A 22,956-nucleotide genomic window follows, 5' to 3' on the forward strand; every position below is an offset into this window, starting at 1 on the left:
CGTCCACGCCAAGCAGTGGCGCGCCCTGGCCACCCGCTACGACAAGCTCGCCATCACCTACCGCGCCGGCGCCACCCTCAGCGCCTGCCTCACCTGGCTACGCGCATAAGGGAGACACGCCCTAGTCTTGGGCTCTCATGGCTAGCCGTTCGCTTGGAATGTATCTAGTAAGAGGATACACTCCAAGCATGAAGTCGAAGGACGCCCTCCGCATGCTTGCTGAGGTCACCGCCTACCAGTGGGGCATGGTGACCTCGGCTCAAGCCAGCATGCACGGCATCACGCGCCTCGACCTCTCCCGACTCGCCGCCGACGGCCAGCTGGAGCGCGTCGCTCATGGCATCTACAAGGACGCCGGTGCTCCCGCCGGCCCGTACGACGATCTCAAGGCAGCCTGGCTCAGCACCGAGCCGAAAACGATCGGCGAAGCGCGGATCAAGGACCTCGCCAACGGTGTCGTCGTAGCAGGTGAGTCCGCTGCCGACCTGCACGGCATCGGCGACCTCCGCGCTCTGCGACACGAGTTCGTCTCCCCCGCCCGCCGCCAAAGCCAGCGCAGCGCCATCCGATACCGACAGCGCACCCTGGACCCGCGCGACGTCATGCTGGTGGAAGGGCTGCCGGTCATGACGATGGAACGCACAATTGCCGACCTCGTCGAGGATCTCCAGGACCTCAGCCTCGTTGCTGACGCACTGCGGGACGCATCCACCAAACGCCTGCTCGACCTCCCACGGCTTCGGGAACTGCTCGCTCCCCTGGCCGCACGTGACGGGTTCAGGAGGGGCGATGGCGGTGCACTGCTGAATCGGCTGATGGAAATCGCGGGAATCGACATCGACGCCCTCGCCCATCGCGTCGCCACGGACACATCTCTTGGCGCCCTGGTCGCCGCCGACTTTGTCGGAGGCCTCCGCAAGGATGATCTCGACCGCATCCGCGTGACGCCCAGGATGGAGGAGGCAATGCTCGCGATCCAGGCCGGGCTCGCCGAGACACTTGAGCGCACGCTCGGTCCGCAGCTTGAGCAGATCAACGCCGCCTCGAAGCAGATGCTCGCGTCGATGGCGAAGCCGATATCCGATGATCTCGCCAAGCAGATGTCCGAGCTCGTCGTGGGCGGCGATGTGATGAAGGAACTCACCAAGGGCTGGGCGCAGTCACTCAACGAGAGCATTGCGATCAAGCCGGAGACACTCGCCCTTGCCCGAGCCGCGCAGCGGAGGGCCGACAGTGCCTGACATCGAGGGCTACCCAACCGCCGCCGGCGTCGAGGCGGCCATCAAGGAGGCCGCGAAGAAGGCCGCGGCAGCCGACCCGTCACTCGACACCAACGAGCGAATCCGGCTGGAGCACTTCAACCGCTTCCTCAGTCGCATCTTCTCCGAGGGCGAGGAATCGGAGTGGGTGCTCAAAGGCGGCACCGGCGTCCTCGCTCGCGTGCCCTCGGGCAGAACTACCCGCGACGTCGACCTGTATCGCAAGGGCTACACCCTCGACGAGGCACTCGAAGACCTTCGTCGCCTTGCAGCCATCGACCTCGGCGATCACTTCGTGTTCCAGTACGTCAGCCACGAGAAGTCGATCGGAGGCGAGGGGCAGCCCTACATCGAGGGATACGCGGTGGCGTTCGAGATCTTCATCGGTGGTCGTAGCAGGAAGATCCTGAACGTGGACCTCTCGCTCGGCGCAGGCGCCACGGCCGAGGTGACCACCGTCGAGCCCGCCAACGCATTGCCATTGTCGAAGCTGGTCAGCCATGAGTACCGCCTCTACCCGGTCGTCGATCAGATCGCCGACAAGGTGTGCGCGACCATGGCCGAGTACAACGAGCGCAGGTCGAGTCGAGAGAAGGACCTCGTCGACCTTGTCCTGTTCGCTACCACACAGGACATCGACGGCACCGCGCTGCGCGTCGCCATCGACACCGAAGCGCGCCGACGCCGGATGCAGCCGCTCGATCGTTTCAACGTGCCCGACTCTTGGGGCACCCGTTTCGCGAAGCTGAGCAAGCCTGTCCCCCACTGCGCCGACTACCGCACCGTGGACCTCGCCGCCGATCTCGCGAAGCGCCTCATCGACCCCGCGCTCTCGGGCGATGCCGATCGCAAGACGTGGTCTCACGAAACCCTGGCCTGGACCTAACAGCCGGCCGCGTCAGGCTGCGAACTCCGCCCGAATGCACTCGGGGCACAGCGCGGGCACACCGCACACCCCGACGTCCGGATTCCAAGTCGTGTTATGGAGAAGACCGAGGACGTCAAGATCGGCCGCCGCGACGACAACACGATCCAGCACCTTGCCAACCTCCCGGCGCATCGTCCGCGCCCTCGTCGGCTCCGGCCAGGTGAGAACCTCCAAGACGTCGGGTGACGTGAGCCCGGCGCGGCCACGCATCGGCTTGTTCAACCAGTCCGCCTTGCCAGCTACCGAGGCGAGGATCTTTGCCTCGTCGACCCTGATGTCCCCTGCGTCCAACAGATGCTGGAGCACGACCCTCAGCACACGCTGCAACTCGGGCGTCTCGTCCCGGCTGGGCGGTTCGGCCTCTACGCGGTCACGGACGCTTGTCGACGCCCAGGCCTTGTCTGCCCGCTCGCCGGCATCGCCGATACCGAGTTCGGCCATGACCGCCTTCTCGACATTGCGCATGATCGTCACGGCTACGTAGGAACGCGGAGGATTGCCGCTGCGGATCTCGATCCACAGCTGGCCGGCGACAAGTGCGTCGATGTCAGTGGCGGCGACGGCCAACTTCCCCGCAATGCGCTTCGCGCGTGGGACGAGCAACCAGACGAGCGCTACTGCGGCGTCGACGTCGCCCACGGCGAGTGCACCCAACGTCGCCATCGGAACGTCACGGTCGGCGGGAGTCGACCTCTTCAACCAACCCGGCAGATCCACCACCTCGCGGACGATGCCCAGCGACGGGTCGTCCACTACCCAGCGTTGCCACGCCTCGCGGGCAGCGGTCATCAGCGGTCCGTAGATATCCTCGACGCCGAGAGCTGCTGCGATGCTCACGTGCTTCTCTCTCCTTCCCGAACGTCCGGGAGGTGGGAGCGACGAAAGCCGGGACGCCAACGCCGCGTCGATGATGTTGTGATTGGCCGCCCGCGAGGGGCTATGCACTGCCAAGGAGTCGACGCCCGGCATCACTAACAGCTACGCCTGTCCCGAACAGATGTTCGGAGGAGCGCTTGGCGTGTCGAAGCTTCTCCCGGAGGCGCGTCGCGGACGCCCAGAGGGGCTTGCACTGCATTGCTGTGCACTGCTAGCATTGCTGAGCACTGCACAGCACTTTTAGGAGCGACCATGACTCAGTACACCGTCGACGCACTCACCCAAGCCCTTGAGGCGGCGGCACGCGCCTTCATTGCCTCGCTGGACGGCGGCACCCAACCCAAGGTGACTGCGCCGCGATCGCTCGACGCTGGCACGCCGATCAAGTTCGACCCGCTGTACGACGAACCGCCTCTGCCGTTCAAAGTGAAGGGAACTCACGAGGAGAGCTTGATGTCAACAGTCATCTATCTCGGGGCGATCGGCCGCGTTAACGCCGAGAAGCGACGCGGCGCCAACGCCCAGGAGGTCTCGACGTACGCGAAGAAGGCTGGGTATGGGCGGGGGAACGACGTCAACGGATGGAACCTCAGAAAGGGAGTGAGCAAAGAAGGCAGTGCCATCACGGTGGTAGATGGACTCCGATACCTTCATGCTGGCACCCACGAGTGGGTCAGAGACCTTGCCTCGCAACTCAACATTGAGATCGTCGGCGACTTCACCCCGTTGCCGATCCCCGCAACGAGTTGACCGGGCGCTAGGACCCCCGCCAGTACCGCAGTGATACCGCAGGAGAATCGTTCGGGGCCGAAATTAGCCGCAACGGCCAACCCGCAAAATCAGCGTTTGCACAGGTCAGACCGTACTTTCCCGAAGTTCTCAACACGGGCCAACACCGCCTGGGGAGTTCGAGCTCTACTACGGCGTCTGATCGTCGCCCCTCACGGCCTCGGCCGTGAGCCGCCGACGAGCACGGAGCACAGCCCAGCCACCTGACCGGTGGCTGGGCTGTCTCGCGCCCGCGGGCGCCGGGTCGGCGCGAGGGGACGACCCGGCGACGGCGACGTAGCCTGAGACGCAGCGCCGTCCGCCGGGTGGACGGCGAGCCAGTGTCCGACGGCGGTCGCACGGCAGGGTGCCCCCGTCGCCGAGCTCGTTCCTCTTCGCGCTGCGGTCCCGAGAAGGGTGTAGCGCACGCAGCCGCCCGCGGCGGCCCCTGTCCCAAGGTCAAGGAGAGACGAGTGGTGACACCGGACCACGAACCGGAACCCGGCGGGGACGGCACCGAGTCGACGATCGACCGCGGCCGGTTCGGCGTCACGGAACGGCGCAGACCTCGCGTCGACCAGGAGAACCGGGCCCCCAGCTCGAGTGTCGAGCTCAGCAAGGGGCCGACCGAGCTCGCGGAGCACCGCGGGCCGCGCGTCAACTGGCGCGTCTTCGTCGTCTCTGCGGCCGTGATCGTCGGCTTCTCGCTCTGGGCGATGCTCGCGCCCGCGAACGCCGCGGGGGTCATGCGCGAGCTCGTCCTGGACGTCGCTACGAACCTCGGCTGGGTCTACGTCGTCACCGTCGTGCTGGTGATCCTGTTCGTGCTCTGGGTCGCGTTGTCGAAGGAGGGTCAGGTCCGCCTCGGGCCCGACCACTCCCGGCCCGAGTACGGGATGTTCACCTGGGTCGCCATGCTGTTCGGCGCGGGTGTCGGGATCGACATGCTGTTCTACTCGGTGACGGGGCCGATCACGCAGTACGTCGCACCGCCCGCCGCCGACCCGCAGTCTGCCGAGGCCGCGCAGGACGCCGTCGTCTGGACGATGTTTCACTACGGTGTCTCCGGCTGGGCGATGTACTCGCTGCTGGGCATGGCGATGGGCTACTTCGCCTACCGGTGGGGCATGCCGCTGTCGATCCGCGCGGCCCTGTACCCCCTGCTCGGCAAGCGTGTGCGCGGCCCAGCGGGTGACGCCATCGACATCTTCGCGCTGGTCGGCACGGTGTTCGGTGTCGCGACGTCGATGGGGATCGGGGTCGTCCTGCTCAACGTCGGCTTCGCGTGGCTGTTCGGGCTCTCCGAGGGCCTCGCGCTGCAGGTCGCCCTCGTCCTCGTCGCCGTCGTCATGACGGTCGCCGGGTGCTTGTCGGGGGTCGACCGCGGCATCCGCCTCATCTCCGAGCTCAACCTCGGGATCGCGGCCGCGATGATGCTCTACATCCTGGTCACCGGCCAGACGGCGTTCCTGCTCAACGCGCTGGTCGCCAACATCGGGCGCTTCGTCGGCACCCTGCCGGAGCGGACCCTCGAGACCTTCGCCTACCAGCCGGACGGCCCCGCGTGGATGGGTGGCTGGACCCTGTTCTTCTGGGCGTTCTGGCTGGCCTGGGGGCCGTTCGTCGGACTGTTCCTCGCCCGCATCTCGCGCGGGCGCACGCTGCGGGAGTTCGTCATCGCCGCCATCACCGCCCCGGTGCTGTGCGACTTCATCATCGTCTCGATCTTCGGCAACTCGGCCCTGTCGGTGGTGATGGGCGGCGACACCGAGTTCGCCGAGCTTGCCATGGAGCAGCCCGAGCAGGGCTGGTACGCGCTCCTGGAGATGTTCCCGGGGGCGGCGTTCCTCATCGGCCTGGCGACGCTGTCCGGCCTGCTGTTCTACCTCACGAGCGCCAACTCGGGCGCCATGGTCATGGCGAACTTCTCCTCGACGATCCCCGACCCGGCCCAGGACGGCGCGAAGTGGCTGCGGATCTTCTGGGCCCTGCTCACCGCCCTGCTCACGATCGCGATGCTCGTCGCCGGCGGCGTGACGACCATGGAGTACGCGACGCTGATCTTCGCCTTCCCCGTGACCGTCGTGGCCTACCTCGTCATGGCCTCCTTCTCCAAGGTGCTGCGGATGGAGCGGGCCGAGCGGGAGGGCCAGGTCGTCCGTCGCCGCTCGGCGGCGGCCCACGGGGGCCAGGTGCCCGAGAAGACGTGGAAGCAGCGCCTCGCGCAGCTGCGGTCGTACCCGTCGGCCAAGGCGGTCTCCCAGTTCATGGAGCGGACCGTGCTCCCCGCGCTCGACGCCGTCGTGACCGAGTTCCGCGAGCAGGGCTACACGGCGGCGCTGACCACGACCACAGACACCGGCTCGGGCATCCCCACGCACACGCTCGTCGTCACGATGGAGGGCCACCGGGACTTCCACTACGAGGCGGCCGCGGTCGAGGCCCCGGTGCCGCGCATCGGCGGGCGGCCGATGTCGCCCGGTCACGACGTCTACTACAAGGTCGAGGTCTTCACCCAGACCGGCACGGAGGGCTACGACCTGGTGGGGCTGACCCAGCAGCAGGTCATCAACGACGTCCTCGACCGGTACGAGGCGCACCTGTCGTTCCTGCGCTATTCCAGCGAGCGAGACTACGCCTCGGTCCTGACCCCGACCGCGACCGAGCCGGCCGTGCCCCTCCCGACGGTCGCGGACGACGTCGAGCGGGTCGAGGACTGAGGATCGGCACCGGCCGAGCGCACGGTCGAGGGGCCGATCGACACCCGCGCGGCCCAGGACTGGTGCGCGCGCGGACTTCGGCGCACAGTGGAGGTCGGAGCGTGGGGCATCGACAGCGGCGCCGGTGCTCGTTCCCACGGATCTTCGGCGGTCCCCCGGAGGTGGCAGATGCGTCGTCAGAACCTTCCCCCCGACTTCATGCCGGTCCTCTCGCGCGGGCACCATCGCCGGCCCGCGAAGGGGGCGTGCTTCATGGAGTTCGCGTCGTTCCTCGCCGCCGAGCGCTGGAGCGACCATCCGCAGTGCACGCACCCGCTGCTCGCGACGCTGGCGCGCAACGTCAACGACCAGATGAGCGACGACGGCCGGCAGCAGCTCCTCGGCATGGTGCCGTCGGTCGTGGGCCTGACGTCGAGCGACCCGATGGTCGACGTGCGCCTCGCACTCCTGTGCGCGACGACGGCACTCCCGATCGCCCCCGCGGAGAGCCAGCGGGTGCTCGCCGTCGGCATCCTGTCGGCAGAGCGTCGACTGGCCCAGCTCGAGGGTCGGCGCGACGGTGCGCTGACCGAGGCGAGCATGGTGGCCCTGGACTCCGTTCCGCGCACCGCCGACTGGGCGCGGACTTTCAGCGCGGGCATCGAACCCACGGCGACCGGCTTCCACCACTCCGCGGCGCCGAGCATCGTGTGCCGGGCGGTGCTCGGCATCGCGTCGGCCTGCGTCGGCGACCGTGACGCCGTGCTCCTGGGCCTGCTCAGGGACGGTATCGACCTGGTCCGCGACGTGACCGTCCCGCAGGCGCCGGCGCAGGTCGCGGCGCGGACCCAGACCACGTCGATGGCACCAGCCGGCGCCCCGGCGTCGTGACCGGATCGGACGATCAGGCGTAGAAGACGCGCTCGACGACCGCGCGCGCGCGGCGCGCCGCCCGCAGGTAGTCCTGCTCGAGCTCGGCACCGGACCCCGAGGGGTAGCCGAGCACGCGCGCGATGCCCGCGAGCGCCTGCCGGTCGTGCGGCAGCTGGTCGACCTGCGCGCCTCCCGTGCGCCCGGACCAGAGCACCACCGCGTCCCTGATCCGCGAGGCCAGCTCCCACGCCGTCGCGAGGGTCCGCGCGTCGTCCCGGTCGAGCAGCCCCGAGCCGACGCACCCGTCGAGGGCCTCGAGCGTCGACGTCGTCCGGAGCGCGGGGACCGCGTGGGCGTGCTGGAGCTGGAGGAGCTGCGCCGTCCACTCGACGTCGGACAACCCGCCCCGGCCCAGCTTGAGATGGCGGGCCGGTTCGACGCCACGCGGGAGCCGCTCGGCCTCGACGCGCGCCTTGACGCGCCGCACCTCGCGCACGACGGCGGGTTCGAGCCCACCCTCCGGGTAGCGCAGCGGATCGACCAGTGCCATGAACCGCTCCCCCAGGCCCTCGTCGCCCGCAGCCGGTCGGGCGCGGAGCAGGGCCTGGCTCTCCCACGGCGACGACCACCGCTGGTAGTACTCGGCGTATGAGGCGAGCGAGCGCACGAGCGGCCCGCTCCGACCCTCCGGTCGCAGGTCGGCATCCACCTCGAGCGGCGGCTCGGGGCCGACCTCGCCGAGCAGCTGCCGCAGGCGGGTGGCCGCAGCGACGGCGAACTGCTGGGCCGCGGTCGGGTCTCCGCCCGGCACGGGGTCGTGCACGAACAGCACGTCGGCGTCGGACGAGTAGCCCATCTCCCGTCCGCCGAGCCGCCCCATGGCCACGACCAGCAGGAGCGCCGGTGGCTCGTCACGGCGCAACCCGATCAGCGCCTCGTGCATCGCGATGCGCAGGCCCCCGATCAGCACGCCGTCCCCGGCGGCGGTGAGCGTCTGGCCTGCCGACGTCCCGGTGGCCACCCCGAGCACCGTCGCCGCACCTGTCCGCGCGAGCTCGCGGCGACGCATCGCCCGCAGCGCGGTCGCGGCTGCCACCGGCTCCTGCGCCCGTCCGAGGATCGCCTCCGCCTCCGACCGGAGCCGATCGAGCGGGCGCGGGGCGAGCTCGGCGTCGTCGGCCAGCCAGGCGACCGAGCCCGGCGACCGCTGCATCGCGTCGGCCACGTAGCGGGACGTCGACAGCACACGGGCGAGTCGCTCGGCCGCGGTACCCGAGTCGCGCAGGAGCTTGAGGTACCAGTGCGTGCTGCCCAGCTCGTCGGAGAGGCGGCGGAAGCTGAGCAGCCCGGCGTCCGCGTCGGCCCCCTCCGCGAACCAGCCGAGCATGACGGGCAGCAGCTGGCGCTGGATGGCCGCGCGACGCGACACCCCGTCCGTCAGCGCGGCGATGTGGCGCATCGCGCCCGCCGGGTCGCGGTAGCCGATGGCCGCGAGCCGGGCGCGCGCGGCATCGGGCGCCAGGCTCGCCTCCTCGGCCGAGAGGCGTGCGGTGGCCGGCAGCAGTGGCCGGTAGAACAGCGCCTCGTGCAGGCTGCGGACCTCGCGCCGCACGCTGCGCCAGCGCTCGAGGAGCCCTTGCGCCCCCTCGATCCGCATCCCCGCCGAGCGCGCGAGCCGGCGCAGGTCCGCCTCACCCGTCGGCATGAGGTGGCTGCGTCGCAGCCGGTACAGCTGGATCCTGTGCTCGAGCACCCGGAGCAGCCGGTAGCAGACGGCCAGCCGCGCGGCGTCGTCGCGCCCGACGTAGCCGCCCGCGGCGAGCGCGGCGAGCGCGGTGAGCGTGCTCGGGCTCCGGATCGTGTCGTCCGCCCGGCCGTGCACCAGCTGGAGCAGCTGCACCGTGAACTCGACGTCCCGCAGCCCGCCGACACCGAGCTTGAGCTGGCGGTCCGCCTCGGCCGCCGGCACGTTCTCCTCGACCCGCCTGCGCATCGCCTGCGAGTCGGCCACGAAGTTCTCGCGCTCGACCGCGGCCCACACCATCGGGTTCGTCGCGGCCACGTACGCCTCGCCGAGCGCGCGGTCGCCCGCCACCGGGCGAGCCTTGAGCAGCGCCTGGAACTCCCACGTGCGCGCCCAGCGCTCGTAGTAGGCGCGGTGGCTGGCGAGCGTCCGGACGAGGGGGCCGTTCTTGCCCTCAGGCCGCAGCGCGGCGTCGACGGGCCACAGCGCGGGCTCGGCGGAGGCGTTGGCGCACGCCTTCGCCAGCCCGGTCGCGAGGCGGGTCCCGACGGCGAGGGCATGCGCCTCGTCGACGCCGTCGGACGGCTCCACGACGTAGACGACGTCGACGTCGCTCACGTAGTTGAGTTCACGCCCGCCGCACTTGCCCATGCCGATGACGGCGAGCCGGACGCCGTCCCCCTGGTCCTCGAGCTCGGCACGGGCGACGGCGAGCGCCGCGTCGAGAGCCGCGGCCGCGAGGTCGGCGAGCGCCGCGGCGACGGCCGGCAGGAGCGTGAGCGGCTCGCCGGACGTGAGGTCCGTCGCGGCGATCCGGAGCAGCCGGCGGCGGTACGCGCGGCGCATCGCGTCCCAGCCGGCCGGCCCGCCGACCGCGGCCACGGGGACGTCGGCCTCGGCGTCGGCACCCACCGCGGCGAGCAGCTCGGCACGCACGTCCTGCGCGGGTGCCCTCGTCCCGGGGGTCAGGTCCGCCAGGACCGCCAGCTCCGCGGGCCGTGCCGCGAGCAGGTCCCCGAGCGCGGTGGACGCGCCGAGGACGGCGAGCAGGCGATCCCGCCCGGGGCCAGGCGCCGTCAGCCCGACCAGGAGCTCACGGATGGCGGGGTCGGTCCCCTCGCGCACCGCGGCGCCGGCCACGCGAACCAGCGTCAGGAGCGCCTGGTCCGGGTCCGCGACCGCGCCCAGTGCGGTCAGCAGGTCGGTTCCCGTGCCGGCCGCACCTGCTCGCTCCCGTCCCCCGCGCGGTCCCTCGTCCTCGGCCTCGGTGAGATCGCCGACGACCGCGACCAGTGCGGTGTCGGCCAGCATGCGCTCCGCTCGTGCGGCGTCCACGAACCCGAGCCGGGTCAGTCGGCCGGCGAGGGTCCCACCGCGCGCGTTCACGCGGTCACGCTACCGAGTGCCCGGGGTTCTCGGCGGCGCCGGAGTTCTCGGCGGCGCCGGAGTTCTCGGCAGTGCCCGTGCTCGCGGCGGCGCCGGCCTCGCGCGCGTGTCAGAGCAGCGGGAGGAACCGCCTCAGCTCGTAGGGCGTGACCTGGCCGCGGTACTCGTCCCACTCCCGGCGCTTGTTGCGGAGCACGAAGTCGAAGACGTGCTCGCCGAGCGTCTCCGCCACGAGCTCCGAGCGCTCCATGACCTGGATCGCGCCGTCGAGCGACTGCGGCAGCGGGTCGATGCCCAGCGCGCGACGCTCGGCGTCGGTCAGCTCCCACACGTCGTCCTCGGCACCCTCCGGGAGCTCGTAGCCGTTCTCGACGCCCTTGAGCCCCGCCGCGAGGAGCACGGCGAACGCGAGGTACGGGTTCGCCGCGGAGTCGAGCGCCCGGTACTCGACCCGGCTCGAGTTGCCCTTGCCCGGCTTGTACATCGGCACGCGGACCAGGGCCGACCGGTTGTTGTGCCCCCAGCACACGTAGCTCGGCGCCTCGGCCCCGCCCCACAGCCGCTTGTAGGAGTTCACGAACTGGTTGGTCACGGCGGTGATCTCGGGCGCGTGACGCAGCAGCCCGGCGATGAAACTGCGCGCGACCTTGGAGAGCTCGTACTGGCTCCCGGGCTCGTGGAACGCGTTCCGGTCGCCCTCGAACAGCGACAGGTGCGTGTGCATGCCGGACCCGGGGTGCTCCGCCATCGGCTTCGGCATGAACGAGGCGTAGACGCCCTGCTCGAGCGCGACCTCCTTGACGACGGTGCGGAAGGTCATGATGTTGTCCGCGGTCGTCAGTGCGTCCGCGTACCGCAGGTCGATCTCGTTCTGCCCCGGGCCCGCCTCGTGGTGCGAGAACTCGACCGAGATCCCCATGGACTCGAGCATCGTGATCGCCGCACGTCGGAAGTCGTGCGCGGTCCCACGGGGCACGTGGTCGAAGTAGCCCGCGTGGTCGACCGGTGTGAGCGGCCGCGTGAGGTCGATCGGGTTCTCGAAGAGGTAGAACTCGACCTCGGGGTGCGTGTAGAAGGTGAAGCCCTGGTCGCTGGCCCTGTCGAGGGCCCGCTTGAGCACGTTGCGGGAGTCGGCGAGCGACGGCTCGCCGTCGGGCGTGAGGATGTCGCAGAACATGCGCGCGGTGCCCTGCAGCTCGCCGCGCCACGGCAGGATCTGGAACGTCGTCGGGTCGGGCCGCGCGATCATGTCGGCCTCGTAGACGCGCGTCAGGCCCTCGATCGAGCTGCCGTCGAACCCGATGCCCTCCGAGAAGGCGGCCTCGAGCTCGGCCGGGGCGATCGCGACGGACTTGAGGAACCCGAGCACGTCGGTGAACCAGAGACGGATGAAGCGGATGTCCCGCTCCTCGACCGTGCGGAGCACGAACTCCTGCTGCCTGTCCATGGGGGTCATCCTGCCCGATCCAGGTTTCGGGGAGGTGTCGCACCGCGCCGCACCCCGGGCCGGGCCACACTGGACGGGTGGTGGCACGTCGGGTCGTGGTCAGCGGTCAGGTGCAGGGCGTGGGTTTCCGGATGGCCTGCGCGCGGGAGGCCGCGCGCCTGGCGGTCGGGGGCTGGGTCCGCAACCGGTCGGACGGCGCGGTGGAGCTCCACGCCGAGGGACGACCCCAGGACGTCGAACGGCTCGTCGCGTGGGCGCGCCACGGGCCCCGGCACGCGCAGGTCGAGGGCGTCGAGGTCACGGACGCCGAGTCGCAGGAACTCCGCGGCTTCGACATCACCGGCTGATCCCCGAGTCCTCCGTCGGCCCGGTCCCCCGGGCGCGCGCGGTCGACCGGCCCCCGCAGCCCTAGGCTCGCCGGCATGGGAGACGTCCGCATCGCGCTGGCCCAGATCGACACGTGCGTCGGCGACCTCGAGGCCAACACTCGGAGCATCGTCGAGTGGACGCGCCGCGCCGCCGAGGCGGGAGCCGACCTGGTCGTGTTCCCCGAGATGACCGTGACCGGCTACCCGATCGAGGACCTCGCGCTGCGCGCCTCGTTCCGTCGGGGGGCGGAGTCCGCGCTGCAGGCGACCGCGGCACGGCTCGAGGAGGAGGGGCTCGGGTCGGTGACCGTCGTCGTCGGGAGCGTGGGTGAGCAGACCCGGCGCGAGCACGACGCCGCCCCGGCCCGCCCCACCAACCAGGCGGTGGCCCTGCGCCACGGGTCGGTGCAGGCGCGCTACGACAAGCACCACCTGCCCAACTACGGCGTGTTCGACGAGTTCCGGATCTTCGCGCCCGGCACCGAGCCGTGCGTGCTGGAGGTGGCCGGGGCACGCGTCGGCGTCGTGGTCTGCGAGGACATCTGGCAGGACGGCGGGCCGGTCGCCGCGCTGACCCGTGCGGGAGTCGACCTGCTCCTCGTCCTGAACGGCTCGCCGTTCGAGGAAGGCAAGGGTCACGTGCGCGCCGAGCTCGCCACGCGCCGTGCCCGGGAGGTCGACGCCCCGGTCGCCTACGTCAACATGGTCGGCGGCCAGGACGACCTCGTCTTCGACGGCGGCTCCTTCGTGGTCGACGCCGAGGGGAGGCTGCTCGCGCGCGCGCCGCAGTTCGTCGAGCACCTGCTCGTGTGGGGCCTGGCGACGCGCCCGTCCGACGACCCGGCCACCGACCGGCCGGCGGCCGCGGCCTCCGCCGCCCGCCGCGATCGCAGCCGTGCGCAGGTCGCCCCGGCGCTCGACCCCGACGAGGAGATCTACCGTGCGCTCGTCACGGGCCTGTCCGGGTACGTCCGCAAGAACGGCTTCCGCTCGGTGGTGCTCGGGCTGTCGGGCGGCATCGACTCGGCGCTCGTCGCCGCGATCAGCGCGGACGCGATCGGCGGCGAGAACGTCGTCGGCGTCTCGATGCCCTCGCGCTACTCGTCCGACCACTCCAGGGACGACGCCGCCGACCTCGCCGAGCGCATCGGCGCGGACTACCGCGTCCAGCCGATCAAGCCCATGGTCGACGCGTTCGAGGGCGAGCTCGGCCTCGAGGGGGTGGCCGCGGAGAACCTGCAGGCGCGGGTGCGCGGCGTCGTCCTCATGGCGCTGTCGAACGCCGAGGGTCACCTGGTCCTCGCGACGGGCAACAAGTCCGAGCTCGCCGTCGGCTACTCGACGATCTACGGGGACGCGGTGGGCGGGTTCGCGCCGCTCAAGGACGTCGACAAGTCGCGCGTCTGGGCGCTGGCCCGCTGGCGCAACAACGCTGCGGTCGACGCGGGCGAGGTCCCGCCGATCCCGGAGAGCTCGATCACCAAGCCTCCGTCGGCCGAGCTGCGCCCCGGGCAGGTGGACCAGGACTCCCTGCCGCCGTACGAGCTCCTCGACGAGGTGCTCGACGCCTACGTCGAGCACGCCGAGGGCCGGGCGGAGCTCCTCGCCCGGGGCCTCGACGCCGCGGTGGTGGACAAGGTGCTCGCGCTCGTCGACCGCGCCGAGTGGAAGCGCCGCCAGTACCCGCTCGGACCGAAGGTCACCGCCCTGGCGTTCGGTCGGGACCGTAGGCTGCCCATCACGACGCGATGGCGCGAGCCGTAGCCCTCGCGTGACCTGCCGGAGACCTGGAGCAGCCTCGATGACAGAGTTCGCCGCCGGTGCGCCGGCGACCCCGCCCGCCGTGCCCGACGCAGCACCCGGCAGCGGGCCGGGTGCCACCGCGCCGCGCACGCGCAAGCGCGTCCGGGTCCACCACCTGCGCGAGGCCAAGGAGCGCGGCGAGCGGATCACGATGCTCACGGCGTACGACTTCCCGACGGCGCGCATCTTCGACGACGCCGGGATCGACGTGCTGCTCATCGGCGACTCGATGGGCAACACCATGCACGGCCACGCGACCACGATCCCGGTGACGGTCGACGAGCTGATCCCGGCCGTCCGCGCCGTGAGCTCGGCCGCCCGACGCGCGCTCGTCGTCGCCGACCTGCCGTTCGGGTCCTACGAGGCGTCGGCCGAGCAGGCCTTCGCGAGCGCGGTGCGCATGATGAAGGAGGGTGGCGCGCACGCCGTCAAGTTCGAGGGCGGCCGTCGGGTCGCGGCGCAGGTGCGGATGCTGACCGAGGCAGGTATCCCCGTCGTCGGGCACCTCGGGTTCACGCCCCAGTCCGAGAACCTCCTCGGCGGCAAGCGGGTCCAGGGTCGCGGGGAGGATGCCGCCGAGACGCTCTCGGCGGACGCCGTCGCGCTCCAGGAGGCGGGCGCGATCGCGGTCGTGCTCGAGATGGTGCCCGCACCGCTGGCGGCGCGGGTGACCGAGATCCTACGGATCCCGACGATCGGCATCGGCGCCGGCCCGGACTGTGACGGTCAGGTGCTCGTCTGGCTCGACATGGCGGGCGTCGGCGACTGGTCACCCCGGTTCGCGAAGAAGTTCGGCGAGGTCGGCAAGGCGCTGCACGACGCGGCGAGCGCCTACGCCGACGAGGTCCGCGGCGGCACGTTCCCGGACGCCGCGCACTCCTTCAGCGAGTAGGAGCAACCGCGTGGACGAGCGCGTCGGCCGCGCTCACCGCTGGTAGCGCTCGTCCTCGTCGTCCCACGCCTCGGTGCGGGCCCTGGCCTTCAGGAGCGCCTGCTCGGCCTCCTCGCGCGTGGCGTAGGGGCCCATGCGGTCCTGCCACGTGCTCTGGTGACCGGTCTCCACGGTCTTGGTCACGATGTTGTACCAGTACTGCTCGGTGCCGCCCGTGCCCGCCATCGTGCTGCTCCCCTCGCCGTCCCCCGCCGTCCCGCTGCTGCCCGGACGCCGCTGTTCCGTAGACTGCCAGGCATGGCGACAGCGAGCACGACGAGCCGACCCGTCACGCCCGGGACGGTCAGCCCGCGTCGTGCGGTGCCGGCCTCGATCGAGCGGCCGGAGTACGTCGACCGCCCCGGCCCCACGCCGTTCGCGGGCAGCGACGTGATCCACCCCGAGACGGTCGAACGCATCCGCGTCGCGGCCCGCATCGCCGCCCAGGCCCTCGCCGAGGTGGGCCGCGCGGTCCAGCCGGGGGTGACCACGGACGAGCTCGACCGGATCGGCCACGAGTTCCTGCTCGACCACCACGCGTACCCGTCGACGCTCGGCTACCGCGGCTTCCCGAAGTCGCTGTGCACCTCGGTCAACGAGGTCGTCTGCCACGGGATCCCCGACTCGACCGTGCTGGTCGACGGCGACATCGTCAACGTCGACGTCACGGCGTACATCGGTGGGGTGCACGGCGACAACAACGCGACCTTCGCCGTCGGCGAGATCGACGAGACCGCGGCGCTGCTCGTCGAGCGCACCCGCGAGTCGCTCCACCGCGCGATCAAGGCCGTTGTCCCCGGACGCGAGGTCAACGTGATCGGTCGCGTCATCGAGAAGTACGCGCGTCGGTTCGGGTACGGGGTGGTGCGCGACTACACGGGCCACGGCGTCGGCGAGGCCTTCCACACCGGCCTGGTCATCCCGCACTACGACGCGGCCCCCCACTACGACACCGTCATCGAGCCCGGCATGGTGTTCACCATCGAGCCGATGCTCACGCTCGGCACGCACGAGTGGACGATGTGGGACGACGGCTGGACCGTGCTCACGGCCGACCGGAGCCTCACCGCACAGTTCGAGCACACCCTGCTCGTCACCGACACCGGAGCGGAGATCCTGACCCTGCCATGAGCCACGACGACCGGACGACGACGTCCGCACCGACCCTCGCGTTCGGCATCGACATCGGTGGGAGCGGCATCAAGGGTGCACCGGTCGACCTCGCGCGCGGCGAGTTCGCGGCCGAGCGCGTCCGGATCCCGACGCCCGAGGAGTCCACGCCCGCCAACGTCGCCCGGGTCGTCGCCGAGGTGGTCGGCTCGTTCGACCTTGCGCCGGACGTCCCGATCGGGGTGACGTTCCCCGCCGTCGTGCAGCACGGGGTCGCGCGTAGCGCCGCGAACGTCGACGACTCGTGGGTCGGGACGAACATCGAGACGGTGGTCGGCGAGGCCGTCGGAAGGCCCGTGCTCGCGCTCAACGACGCGGACGCCGCGGGATTCGCCGAGTCGCTCTACGGCGCCGCCCGCGGCTCCCGCGGGGTCACCCTGATCACGACACTCGGCACGGGCATCGGCACCGCGATGGTCGTCGACGGCGTCCTGGTCCCCAACCTCGAGCTCGGCCACCTCGAGATCGACGGGCACGACGCCGAGACCCGGGCGTCGGACGCCGCGCGCGATCGCGAGGACCTCAGCTGGGAGCAGTGGGCCGAGCGCCTCCAGCGCTACTACGGCGTGCTCGAGGACCTGCTGTGGCCCGACCTGATCGTGGTCGGCGGCGGCGTCAGCAAGCACCACGCCAAGTTCCTGCCGCTGCTCCACCTGCGCGCGCCGGTCGTCGCCGCGCAGCTGCGCAACGCCGCGGGCATCGTGGGCGCCGCCGCGCTCGCCGCACGGGCCGCCACGGGTGACGCCCGCGGCGCCGCCGCCCTTCCCTGAGCCAGGGCATGACGGGCCACGAGTCTCATGCGCGAGCGACCTCCGCCGCGCCCGGGGCCACGGGACGCCGCACCGCCCCGCGCCCGCTCAGCGAGGTCGCGGCCGGCGTCTGGACCGCGACCGCGCAGATCTGGACCTCCCTCACGACCGTCGTCCTGGCCGACGACGGCGCGTGCCTGGTCGTGGACCCCGGCATCACTCCCGGTGAGCTCGCGGGGCTCGCGGCGGCGCTCGAGGCGCGCTCCTGGGTCCCTGCCGCCGGGTTCGCGACGCACCCGCACTGGGACCACGTCCTGTGGACGGCGGCGCTGGGGGACGCGGCCCGGTGGGCGACCACGGACGCGGTCGAACGCGCGGCGGAACGCCGCGACGACGCCGTCCGCAAGGCCGACGGCACCGCTCCCGGTCACGACCACGCGCTCACCGGGCTCCTGACGTCCCTGCCCGACGGCGCGGTGGAGGTCCCGTGGGCGGGCCCGCGCGCCGTCGTCGTCCCGCACACCGCTCACTGCCCGGGCCACGCCGCGCTCGTGCTCCCCGCGAGCAGGGTGCTGCTGGCCGGCGACATGCTCTCGGACCTCGAGATCCCCCTCCTCGACCTCGAGGCGGCCGATCCGGTGGCCGACTACCGCCGCGGCCTGGACACGCTCGAGGCGGCGGCCCGGGCGCATGGCGTCGAGGTCGTGGTGCCCGGGCACGGTCACGTCGGGGACGAAACCGAGCTGGCGCGCCGGTTCGCGGCCGATCGCGCCTACCTCGATGCCCTCGAGGCGGACCGCGCGCCCGACGACGACCGCCTCGCGACGCCGTGGCTGGTCGAGGAGCACCACCGGCACGTCGCTCGCGTGCGGGGCACGTCGTGAGCCGGTGGTGGTCGTGGCGGCGACGCCCGGCCGGCTCGACCGGCGGGTCCGGAGCGCTCGGCGAGCTGATCGAGGTGTTCCAGCCGAGCCACCAGCACGTCACCGCGGAGCGTGAGCGCCGGCGCGGTGAGATCCGGCGCACGGGCACCGGCGCGCCGCCGCACGGCGTCGACCTCGACGCCGGGATCGCCTACCTCGAGGCGCCGCCCCAGGCCGCGTCGGACCCCACGGGGCCCGACGCGACCCGCGCGGACGCGACAGACCCGGGCCCGACCCCGCCGTGACCACGCCGCGCGAGCGGATCGTTGCCCGGCACAGATCACCCCTCCCGATCCGGGGGTCGAGGCGCACAATGGGTTGTCCGGCTGCACTGGGGCCGCCGGACGTGTGCAGCACCCGGAGCGCGATGCCTGTGGAGACCTCGGAGCGGCCGGTCGACGCCGGGGCGCGGCGCGACGCGGCGCGCGTGGCGCGCCGGACCGTCCTGGTCGCCGCAGGTGCCCTCGCGATCTCGGTGGGCGTCGCACGCAGTGCCGGTGCCCTGCCGACAGCAGGTGCGTGGGGCGGCTTCGAGAACGGCCGGATCCCTCCGGAGGCGCTGGCGCGCATCCCCTGGGCTCCGACCCAGCGGCTCGAGCACCGCGCGGCCGCCGCTCTCGACGGCCTCAACGCGGCGTTCCGTGCGACGTTCGGCGTGGACCTCACGGTCACGGACTCGTACCGCACGTTCGACCAGCAGGTCGCAGTACGTGCCGCCAAGCCGGGACTGGCCGCGGTCCCGGGCACCTCCAACCACGGGTGGGCCCAGGCGCTGGACCTGGGTGGCGGGATCAACAACTCCGGCACCCTCAACCACGAGTGGATGACGCTCAACGCCCCGGGCCACGGCTGGGTCAACCCTCGGTGGGCCCGTCCGCGCGACGAGGGCGGCAAGGGCGAACCCTGGCACTGGGAGTACATCGGGACGGGCGCCGAGTCGAGCGTCGGCGCCGATCCCGACTCCGACCCGATCCCACCTCCGGAGGATGACATGGCCCTTCTTCTCCAGTCGTCGCGCGGCTTCGCGCTGCTGGACGGCGGCTCGGTGCTCCCGATCGGCGACACCGCCTCGGTCGAGGCGTACCGCGCGGCGGGGATCAAGGTCGTGTCGATCACCGACGCGGACTTCGACCGCCATCTCGGCGCCTCGACGTCCACGTTCCTCGTCATGAACCCGACCCGCGGCTATGCCATCTGGTCAGGCGGCAAGGGCGTTCCCCTCCTCAACATCAGCACCGTCGAGGCGTTCGCGGCCAAGGGGGTTCCCGTGGTGGCGATCGACGCCGCCGACTTCACGCGCTTCCTCACCTGATCGCGGCCTCCGGTCGCGCGCGCGCCACGTCGGCGCGACAGTCGCGGCGCCGTCGCCCAGGATGGGCCCCGACGGGTCCGTCCGGGAGCCGCGGCGAGAGGTGGCGACGATCCGATGAGCGCAACGATCATCGTGCTGGGCGCCACCGGCGACCTCACCCGGCGCTACCTGCTGCCGGGCATCGCGCAGCTCGTCGCGGGCGGGCAGCTCGGCGACGACGTGCTGCTCGTCGGCGTCGCGCAGGACGACCTGGACGACACGTCGTTCCGTGCGCAGGTCGCCGAACGGCTCGAGCAGACGGCGGGGCAGGTCGACGCCGGGGTCCGCGAGGCGGTCGCCGCCGGCAGCCGCTACGTGCGGGGCGACGTCACGAGCACCGAGACGCTCGCCGCGGCTCTCGCGGTCCCGGCGACGGTGGACAGGCACGACGCCGAGGAGCCCGTCGTGCTCTACCTCGCGCTCCCCCACGTCCTGTTCGAGCCGGTCGTCGAGGCCCTCGCCGGATGCGCCCTGCCGCCCCAGCTGCGCGTCGTCGTGGAGAAGCCGTTCGGCGAGGACCTCGCGGGGGCGAAGTCGCTCAACGCCGCCCTCGCCCGCGTGCTGCGCGAGGAGCAGGTCTTCCGGGTCGACCACTTCCTCGCGAAGCAGACCGTCCTCAACCTGCTCGGGCTGCGGTTCGCGAACCGGGTCTTCGAGCCCCTGTGGACGTCCCGAGAGGTGGCGGCGATCGACATCGTGTTCGACGAGACGGTCGACGCGCAGGAACGGGCCGCGTACTACGACCGGTCCGGCGCCCTGCGGGACATGGTGCAGAACCACCTCCTCCAGATGCTCACGCTCATCGCGATGGAGGAGCCGGCGAGCCTCGACCCTGCCGACCTGTCGGCGCGCAAGGTCGAGGTGCTCCGCGCGGTGCCGACGATGTCCCGCGCCGAGGTCGACGCCCGCACCGTCCGCGGCCGGTACACCGCCGGCAGCGTGACGGGCCGCGACGGGAGCCGGGACGTCGCCGCCTACACCGACGCACCCGGGGTCGAGGCGGGCCGCGACACCGAGACTCACGCCGAGGTGGTCCTGCACGTCGAGACGCCCCGCTGGCACGGCGTGCCGTTCCGGCTGCGCACGGGCAAGGCGCTCGAGCGCGACCGGCGCGAGGTCGTGGTGCACTTCCGGCCGATGCCGGGATCGGTGTTCGACGACGCCGCGCCCAACGAGCTCCGCCTCGAGCTCGACCCGGACAAGATGTTCCTGCGCATCAACGTCAACGGCATCGGTGACCCGTTCGACCTCGAGACCGTCGAGCTCGACCTCGAGCTGCCGAGGCAGGTCCCCACGCCGTACGGGCAGCTGATCCTCGCGATCCTCGAGGGCGACACGCGGCTGTCGGCGCGCGCCGAGGAGGCCGAGGAGGCCTGGCGCATCGTCGAGCCGATCCTGGCGGCCTGGGCGGACGGCGCCTCACCGCTGCGCGAGTACGCGGCGGGGAGCGACGGGCCGGCCGGCGACGACGTCGGCAGCGACAGCGTGGGCGCGTCGGAGGGCGGGGACGAGCCACCCGAGCAGCCGGACGAGACGCGCCAGGCGTGAGAGGTTCGCGGGCGGGCTCGAGAACGCCCACCGGCGCACGGGGCGGCTCCGCCTGTTGCGTGGACACGACCCGCTCGCGTTCCTGCCCAGGCCCGAGGTCGGCCAGGTGGCGCTGCGGCCCGACGCCGCAGCCTGGGCGACCGGCGACCGGCGCTCGGTGCGGATGAGCTGCCCTGTACGCCGGGTTCTGTACGCCGCGGCAACGGTCGTTAACAGGCCTTGATTACCAGTGATGGTTTCGGCTGCTGACCTGGACAGATGCGGGTCGTCCCGTTTGCCCGCGAGTGGCTGGAACGATGCTCCCCTGCCTGGCTGTCACGGGCGTCAATGGTGACTACTACACCCGGCGCAACCCCGACAAGGCCAAGCAGCGCGCCCTCGACCAGCTCAAGCAGATGGCTACACCGTCACCCTGAGCCCACTGCCGACCGCTGCGGCTGGGCTACTCTTCGCGTCAGGGCGCGGCACCAACCCGAGACTCCAGCTGGCGATCGTTTCCGGTGCGGTCTGCCGGCGGCCGGTCGCCGTCATCGTCATCGTCATCGTCATCGTCATCAGACGTGGCTGACAACAAGCGGGGAGAGACCGCTCGGCTCAGCGGGAGAGGTAACCGCCGTCGATGGGCAGGTAGGCGCCGTTGACGAAGGACCAGGTGTCGGAGGAGACGGCGGCGACGACCTCGCCGACCTCGTCCGGCTCACCCATGCGCCCCACGGGGTGGGAGCTGTCCAGCGCGGCACGGGAGTCCGGGTCCAGGGCCTTCTCGAGCCCGGTCTTGATGAAGGCGGGGCCGATCGCGATCGCCCGGATGCCCTGGGCGGCGTAGTCGACGGCGATCTGCTTGGTCAGCCCGATGACCGCGTGCTTGGCGGCCACGTACGGGCCGAGCCCGAGGAACCCGACCTGGCCGAGGATCGAGGCCATGTTGACGATGGTCCCGCCGCCGTTGCCGAGCATGGCGGGGATCTGGGCCTTGATCCCGAAGAAGACGCCGTCGAGGTCGATCGAGAGGGTCCTGCGCCACAGCTCCGTCGGAACCTCGGCCAGCGGCGTGGACGGCGGCGCGATCCCGGCGTTGTTGCACGCGATGTCGAGCCTGCCGAAGGTGTCCACGGCGAACGCCACCAGCGCCGCATTCTCCTGCTCCGAGCTGGAGTCCGTGTGGAAGTAGGCGGCGGTGCCGCCCGCCTCGGTGATGCGCCGGACCGTCTCCTCGCCCGGCTCGTCGTTGATGTCAGCGACGACGACACGGGCACCGTTCTTCGCGTAGCACTCGGCGATCGAACGGCCGAGGCCGGCCGCCGCCCCCGTCACCAGGGCAACCTTCTCGTTCAGCAACATGCTCCTCATCCCATCCTTCGTTGCGTTTTCGTCACCTTCACGCTAGCCGGGCCGGTCACCCGTACCCCGGGACTTCCGGCCCGTCGCGGGCGTGCCGTAAGCGGGTCGGCACCGCCCGTCGGGTCAGCGAGTGCCTCCCCCGCGTCCAGCCGGACCTCGTCGGTGCGAGCTCGGCCACCGAGGTGACGCCGAGCAGTTGCATGGCCACCCGGATCTCCTCGCGCAGCAGGTCGATGGCCCGCTCGACCCCGGTTGCCCCCCCGGCCATGAGGCCGTAGAGGTACGCCCTGCCGATCATCGTGAAGTCCACACGTTCGCGGTGATCGCCGGGTCAGCGGTCGTGATCCCCGTCAGCGCCGCCTCGTTGATGTCGCAGATGTGCACGCGGTCGCCGTCGAGGGCGAACGCTCGCGCGATGGCCAGCCCGATGCCGCCCGCGCCTGCAGTCACCACGACCCGCCGTCCGTTGCTCACGTCAAGCCCCTCTCTGGTGCCGCTTCCGGCGTGGGCGCTGGCGGGTTCCCGGGGCGCCGCGGATCCCGTGATCAGCACGGTTCGGCCCGGCGCCAACTGAGCACCGACATGACGGCCTTGTCGGCCGACTGGATGGGAGAGACGCTCCCGAGCTTCAGGGTGTCGCCCTCGATGCTCACACGCCGGGGCTGGGTCTGACCCAAATCCGCGAGTAGTGGCGCGTCAGGGGTCTTGGTGACCCGTTTGCGGGTCTTGTTGCGGTTTCCGGTAGCGGGGCGTGACCGGGTCCCGGCTGGCGCGTCGGGTGCGGGTTTCCAG

At 71.7% G+C, this 22,956-nt stretch carries 21 protein-coding genes and 1 pseudogene; 14 read left to right on the forward strand and 8 right to left on the reverse strand.

All coding sequences use genetic code 11. From position 1 onward, the window contains the following. The first annotated feature begins 188 nt into the window (after positions 1-188). Both HIR71_RS14900 and HIR71_RS14905 read left to right on the forward strand, forming a co-directional pair. The gene (locus HIR71_RS14900; protein ID WP_169325860.1) at positions 189-1,241 is read left to right on the forward strand and encodes a type IV toxin-antitoxin system AbiEi family antitoxin domain-containing protein; all 1,053 of its coding nucleotides are present in this window, start codon (positions 189-191) and stop codon (positions 1,239-1,241) included. Next, positions 1,234-2,145 carry a nucleotidyl transferase AbiEii/AbiGii toxin family protein gene (locus HIR71_RS14905; RefSeq protein ID WP_169325861.1) on the forward strand — a complete coding sequence of 304 codons (912 nt, stop codon included), beginning with the start codon at positions 1,234-1,236 and terminating at the stop codon, positions 2,143-2,145. The genes HIR71_RS14900 and HIR71_RS14905 overlap by 8 nt, the downstream gene beginning before the upstream one ends. A 12-nt stretch (positions 2,146-2,157) precedes the next feature. On the opposite strand, the gene HIR71_RS14910 is transcribed toward HIR71_RS14905, so the two are convergent. Then, complete coding sequence (locus HIR71_RS14910) at positions 2,158-3,156, reverse strand: hypothetical protein (protein WP_169325862.1); 999 nt, start codon at positions 3,154-3,156, stop codon at positions 2,158-2,160. 159 nt (positions 3,157-3,315) lie between these two features. Between HIR71_RS14910 and HIR71_RS14915 the strand changes: the two genes are divergently transcribed. From HIR71_RS14915 to HIR71_RS14925, 3 genes are all read left to right on the forward strand, one after another. Further along, positions 3,316-3,813 (forward strand): hypothetical protein, encoded by a 498-nt coding sequence (locus tag HIR71_RS14915; RefSeq protein WP_169325863.1) that lies wholly within the window; start codon positions 3,316-3,318, stop codon positions 3,811-3,813. A gap of 491 nt (positions 3,814-4,304) precedes the next feature. After that, positions 4,305-6,551: a choline BCCT transporter BetT gene (betT, locus tag HIR71_RS14920; RefSeq protein WP_169325864.1), complete on the forward strand. Its 2,247-nt coding sequence runs from the start codon at positions 4,305-4,307 to the stop codon at positions 6,549-6,551. A gap of 168 nt (positions 6,552-6,719) precedes the next feature. Further along, entirely contained in the window at positions 6,720-7,421 is a 702-nt protein-coding gene (locus tag HIR71_RS14925; protein ID WP_169325865.1) for a hypothetical protein, read from the forward strand. A gap of 13 nt (positions 7,422-7,434) precedes the next feature. Here HIR71_RS14925 and HIR71_RS14930 read toward each other — a convergent pair whose 3' ends face one another. Further along, a complete protein-coding gene (locus tag HIR71_RS14930) occupies positions 7,435-10,533 on the reverse strand; it encodes a bifunctional [glutamine synthetase] adenylyltransferase/[glutamine synthetase]-adenylyl-L-tyrosine phosphorylase (RefSeq protein WP_169325866.1) in 3,099 nt (1,032 codons plus the stop codon). 109 nt (positions 10,534-10,642) lie between these two features. Then, complete coding sequence (glnA, locus tag HIR71_RS14935) at positions 10,643-11,980, reverse strand: type I glutamate--ammonia ligase (protein ID WP_169325867.1); 1,338 nt, start codon at positions 11,978-11,980, stop codon at positions 10,643-10,645. 77 nt (positions 11,981-12,057) lie between these two features. Between glnA and HIR71_RS14940 the strand changes: the two genes are divergently transcribed. The 3 genes from HIR71_RS14940 to panB all read left to right on the forward strand — a co-directional run bounded on the left by HIR71_RS14940 (position 12,058) and on the right by panB (position 15,043). Then, the gene (locus HIR71_RS14940; RefSeq protein ID WP_169325868.1) at positions 12,058-12,327 is read left to right on the forward strand and encodes an acylphosphatase; all 270 of its coding nucleotides are present in this window, start codon (positions 12,058-12,060) and stop codon (positions 12,325-12,327) included. Positions 12,328-12,402: 75 nt separating this feature from the next. Then, positions 12,403-14,112 (forward strand): NAD+ synthase, encoded by a 1,710-nt coding sequence (locus tag HIR71_RS14945; RefSeq protein WP_169325869.1) that lies wholly within the window; start codon positions 12,403-12,405, stop codon positions 14,110-14,112. A gap of 37 nt (positions 14,113-14,149) precedes the next feature. Further along, positions 14,150-15,043, forward strand: coding sequence for a 3-methyl-2-oxobutanoate hydroxymethyltransferase (gene panB / locus HIR71_RS14950; protein ID WP_169325870.1), 894 nt, complete (start codon positions 14,150-14,152; stop codon positions 15,041-15,043). Positions 15,044-15,076: 33 nt separating this feature from the next. On the opposite strand, the gene HIR71_RS14955 is transcribed toward panB, so the two are convergent. After that, positions 15,077-15,268, reverse strand: a complete 192-nt coding sequence (locus HIR71_RS14955) for an SPOR domain-containing protein (protein WP_169325871.1) — start codon at positions 15,266-15,268, stop codon at positions 15,077-15,079. Between the two features lie 72 nt (positions 15,269-15,340). Between HIR71_RS14955 and map the strand changes: the two genes are divergently transcribed. The 6 genes from map to HIR71_RS14985 all read left to right on the forward strand — a co-directional run bounded on the left by map (position 15,341) and on the right by HIR71_RS14985 (position 20,823). After that, entirely contained in the window at positions 15,341-16,213 is an 873-nt protein-coding gene (gene map, locus HIR71_RS14960; RefSeq protein ID WP_169325872.1) for a type I methionyl aminopeptidase, read from the forward strand. After that, on the forward strand, positions 16,210-17,022 hold the full coding sequence (gene ppgK / locus HIR71_RS14965) for a polyphosphate--glucose phosphotransferase (protein ID WP_169325873.1): 813 nt from the start codon (positions 16,210-16,212) through the stop codon (positions 17,020-17,022). The genes map and ppgK overlap by 4 nt, the downstream gene beginning before the upstream one ends. A gap of 8 nt (positions 17,023-17,030) precedes the next feature. After that, positions 17,031-17,885, forward strand: coding sequence for an MBL fold metallo-hydrolase (locus HIR71_RS14970; protein WP_169325874.1), 855 nt, complete (start codon positions 17,031-17,033; stop codon positions 17,883-17,885). Beyond that, positions 17,882-18,169 (forward strand): DUF6191 domain-containing protein, encoded by a 288-nt coding sequence (locus tag HIR71_RS14975; RefSeq protein ID WP_169325875.1) that lies wholly within the window; start codon positions 17,882-17,884, stop codon positions 18,167-18,169. Before HIR71_RS14970 ends, HIR71_RS14975 begins: the two co-directional genes overlap by 4 nt. A gap of 122 nt (positions 18,170-18,291) precedes the next feature. Then, a complete protein-coding gene (locus HIR71_RS14980; RefSeq protein ID WP_169325876.1) occupies positions 18,292-19,236 on the forward strand; it encodes a M15 family metallopeptidase in 945 nt (314 codons plus the stop codon). 114 nt (positions 19,237-19,350) lie between these two features. Then, on the forward strand, positions 19,351-20,823 hold the full coding sequence (locus tag HIR71_RS14985; protein WP_169325877.1) for a glucose-6-phosphate dehydrogenase: 1,473 nt from the start codon (positions 19,351-19,353) through the stop codon (positions 20,821-20,823). A gap of 594 nt (positions 20,824-21,417) precedes the next feature. Here the strand turns inward: HIR71_RS14985 and HIR71_RS14990 are convergent. The 4 genes and pseudogenes from HIR71_RS14990 to HIR71_RS16525 form a co-directional block, all read right to left on the reverse strand. Continuing rightward, positions 21,418-22,173: an SDR family NAD(P)-dependent oxidoreductase gene (locus HIR71_RS14990; protein WP_211374264.1), complete on the reverse strand. Its 756-nt coding sequence runs from the start codon at positions 22,171-22,173 to the stop codon at positions 21,418-21,420. Positions 22,174-22,219: 46 nt separating this feature from the next. Beyond that, a pseudogene (locus HIR71_RS14995) lies at positions 22,220-22,468 on the reverse strand (alpha-hydroxy-acid oxidizing protein); the annotation flags it as partial. Next, on the reverse strand, positions 22,459-22,638 hold the full coding sequence (locus HIR71_RS15000; protein ID WP_249051915.1) for an SDR family NAD(P)-dependent oxidoreductase: 180 nt from the start codon (positions 22,636-22,638) through the stop codon (positions 22,459-22,461). The gene HIR71_RS15000 and the pseudogene HIR71_RS14995, both read right to left, overlap by 10 nt. 71 nt (positions 22,639-22,709) lie before the next feature. Beyond that, on the reverse strand, positions 22,710-22,956 hold a 247-nt coding region (locus HIR71_RS16525; RefSeq protein ID WP_211374265.1), incomplete at its 5' end, for a hypothetical protein.

Origin of the sequence: Cellulomonas fimi (genome assembly GCF_012952065.1) — a bacterium.
In the GTDB taxonomy this organism is placed as follows: Bacteria; Actinomycetota; Actinomycetes; order Actinomycetales; family Cellulomonadaceae; genus Pengzhenrongella; species Pengzhenrongella fimi_A.

Excerpts from the sequence above, each read along its gene's own strand:
- HIR71_RS14900 (WP_169325860.1), top strand. The coding sequence starts at position 189 with ATGAAGTCGAAGGACGCCCTCCGCATGCTTGCTGAGGTCACCGCCTAC.
- HIR71_RS14910 (WP_169325862.1), bottom strand. The coding sequence starts at position 3,156 with ATGCCGGGCGTCGACTCCTTGGCAGTGCATAGCCCCTCGCGGGCGGCC.
- HIR71_RS14915 (WP_169325863.1), top strand. The coding sequence starts at position 3,316 with ATGACTCAGTACACCGTCGACGCACTCACCCAAGCCCTTGAGGCGGCG.
- HIR71_RS14925 (WP_169325865.1), top strand. The coding sequence starts at position 6,720 with ATGCGTCGTCAGAACCTTCCCCCCGACTTCATGCCGGTCCTCTCGCGC.
- glnA (WP_169325867.1), bottom strand. The coding sequence starts at position 11,980 with ATGGACAGGCAGCAGGAGTTCGTGCTCCGCACGGTCGAGGAGCGGGAC.
- HIR71_RS14945 (WP_169325869.1), top strand. The coding sequence starts at position 12,403 with ATGGGAGACGTCCGCATCGCGCTGGCCCAGATCGACACGTGCGTCGGC.
- panB (WP_169325870.1), top strand. The coding sequence starts at position 14,150 with ATGACAGAGTTCGCCGCCGGTGCGCCGGCGACCCCGCCCGCCGTGCCC.
- HIR71_RS14955 (WP_169325871.1), bottom strand. The coding sequence starts at position 15,268 with ATGGCGGGCACGGGCGGCACCGAGCAGTACTGGTACAACATCGTGACC.
- map (WP_169325872.1), top strand. The coding sequence starts at position 15,341 with ATGGCGACAGCGAGCACGACGAGCCGACCCGTCACGCCCGGGACGGTC.
- ppgK (WP_169325873.1), top strand. The coding sequence starts at position 16,210 with ATGAGCCACGACGACCGGACGACGACGTCCGCACCGACCCTCGCGTTC.
- HIR71_RS14970 (WP_169325874.1), top strand. The coding sequence starts at position 17,031 with ATGACGGGCCACGAGTCTCATGCGCGAGCGACCTCCGCCGCGCCCGGG.
- HIR71_RS14980 (WP_169325876.1), top strand. The coding sequence starts at position 18,292 with ATGCCTGTGGAGACCTCGGAGCGGCCGGTCGACGCCGGGGCGCGGCGC.
- HIR71_RS14985 (WP_169325877.1), top strand. The coding sequence starts at position 19,351 with ATGAGCGCAACGATCATCGTGCTGGGCGCCACCGGCGACCTCACCCGG.
- HIR71_RS14990 (WP_211374264.1), bottom strand. The coding sequence starts at position 22,173 with ATGAGGAGCATGTTGCTGAACGAGAAGGTTGCCCTGGTGACGGGGGCG.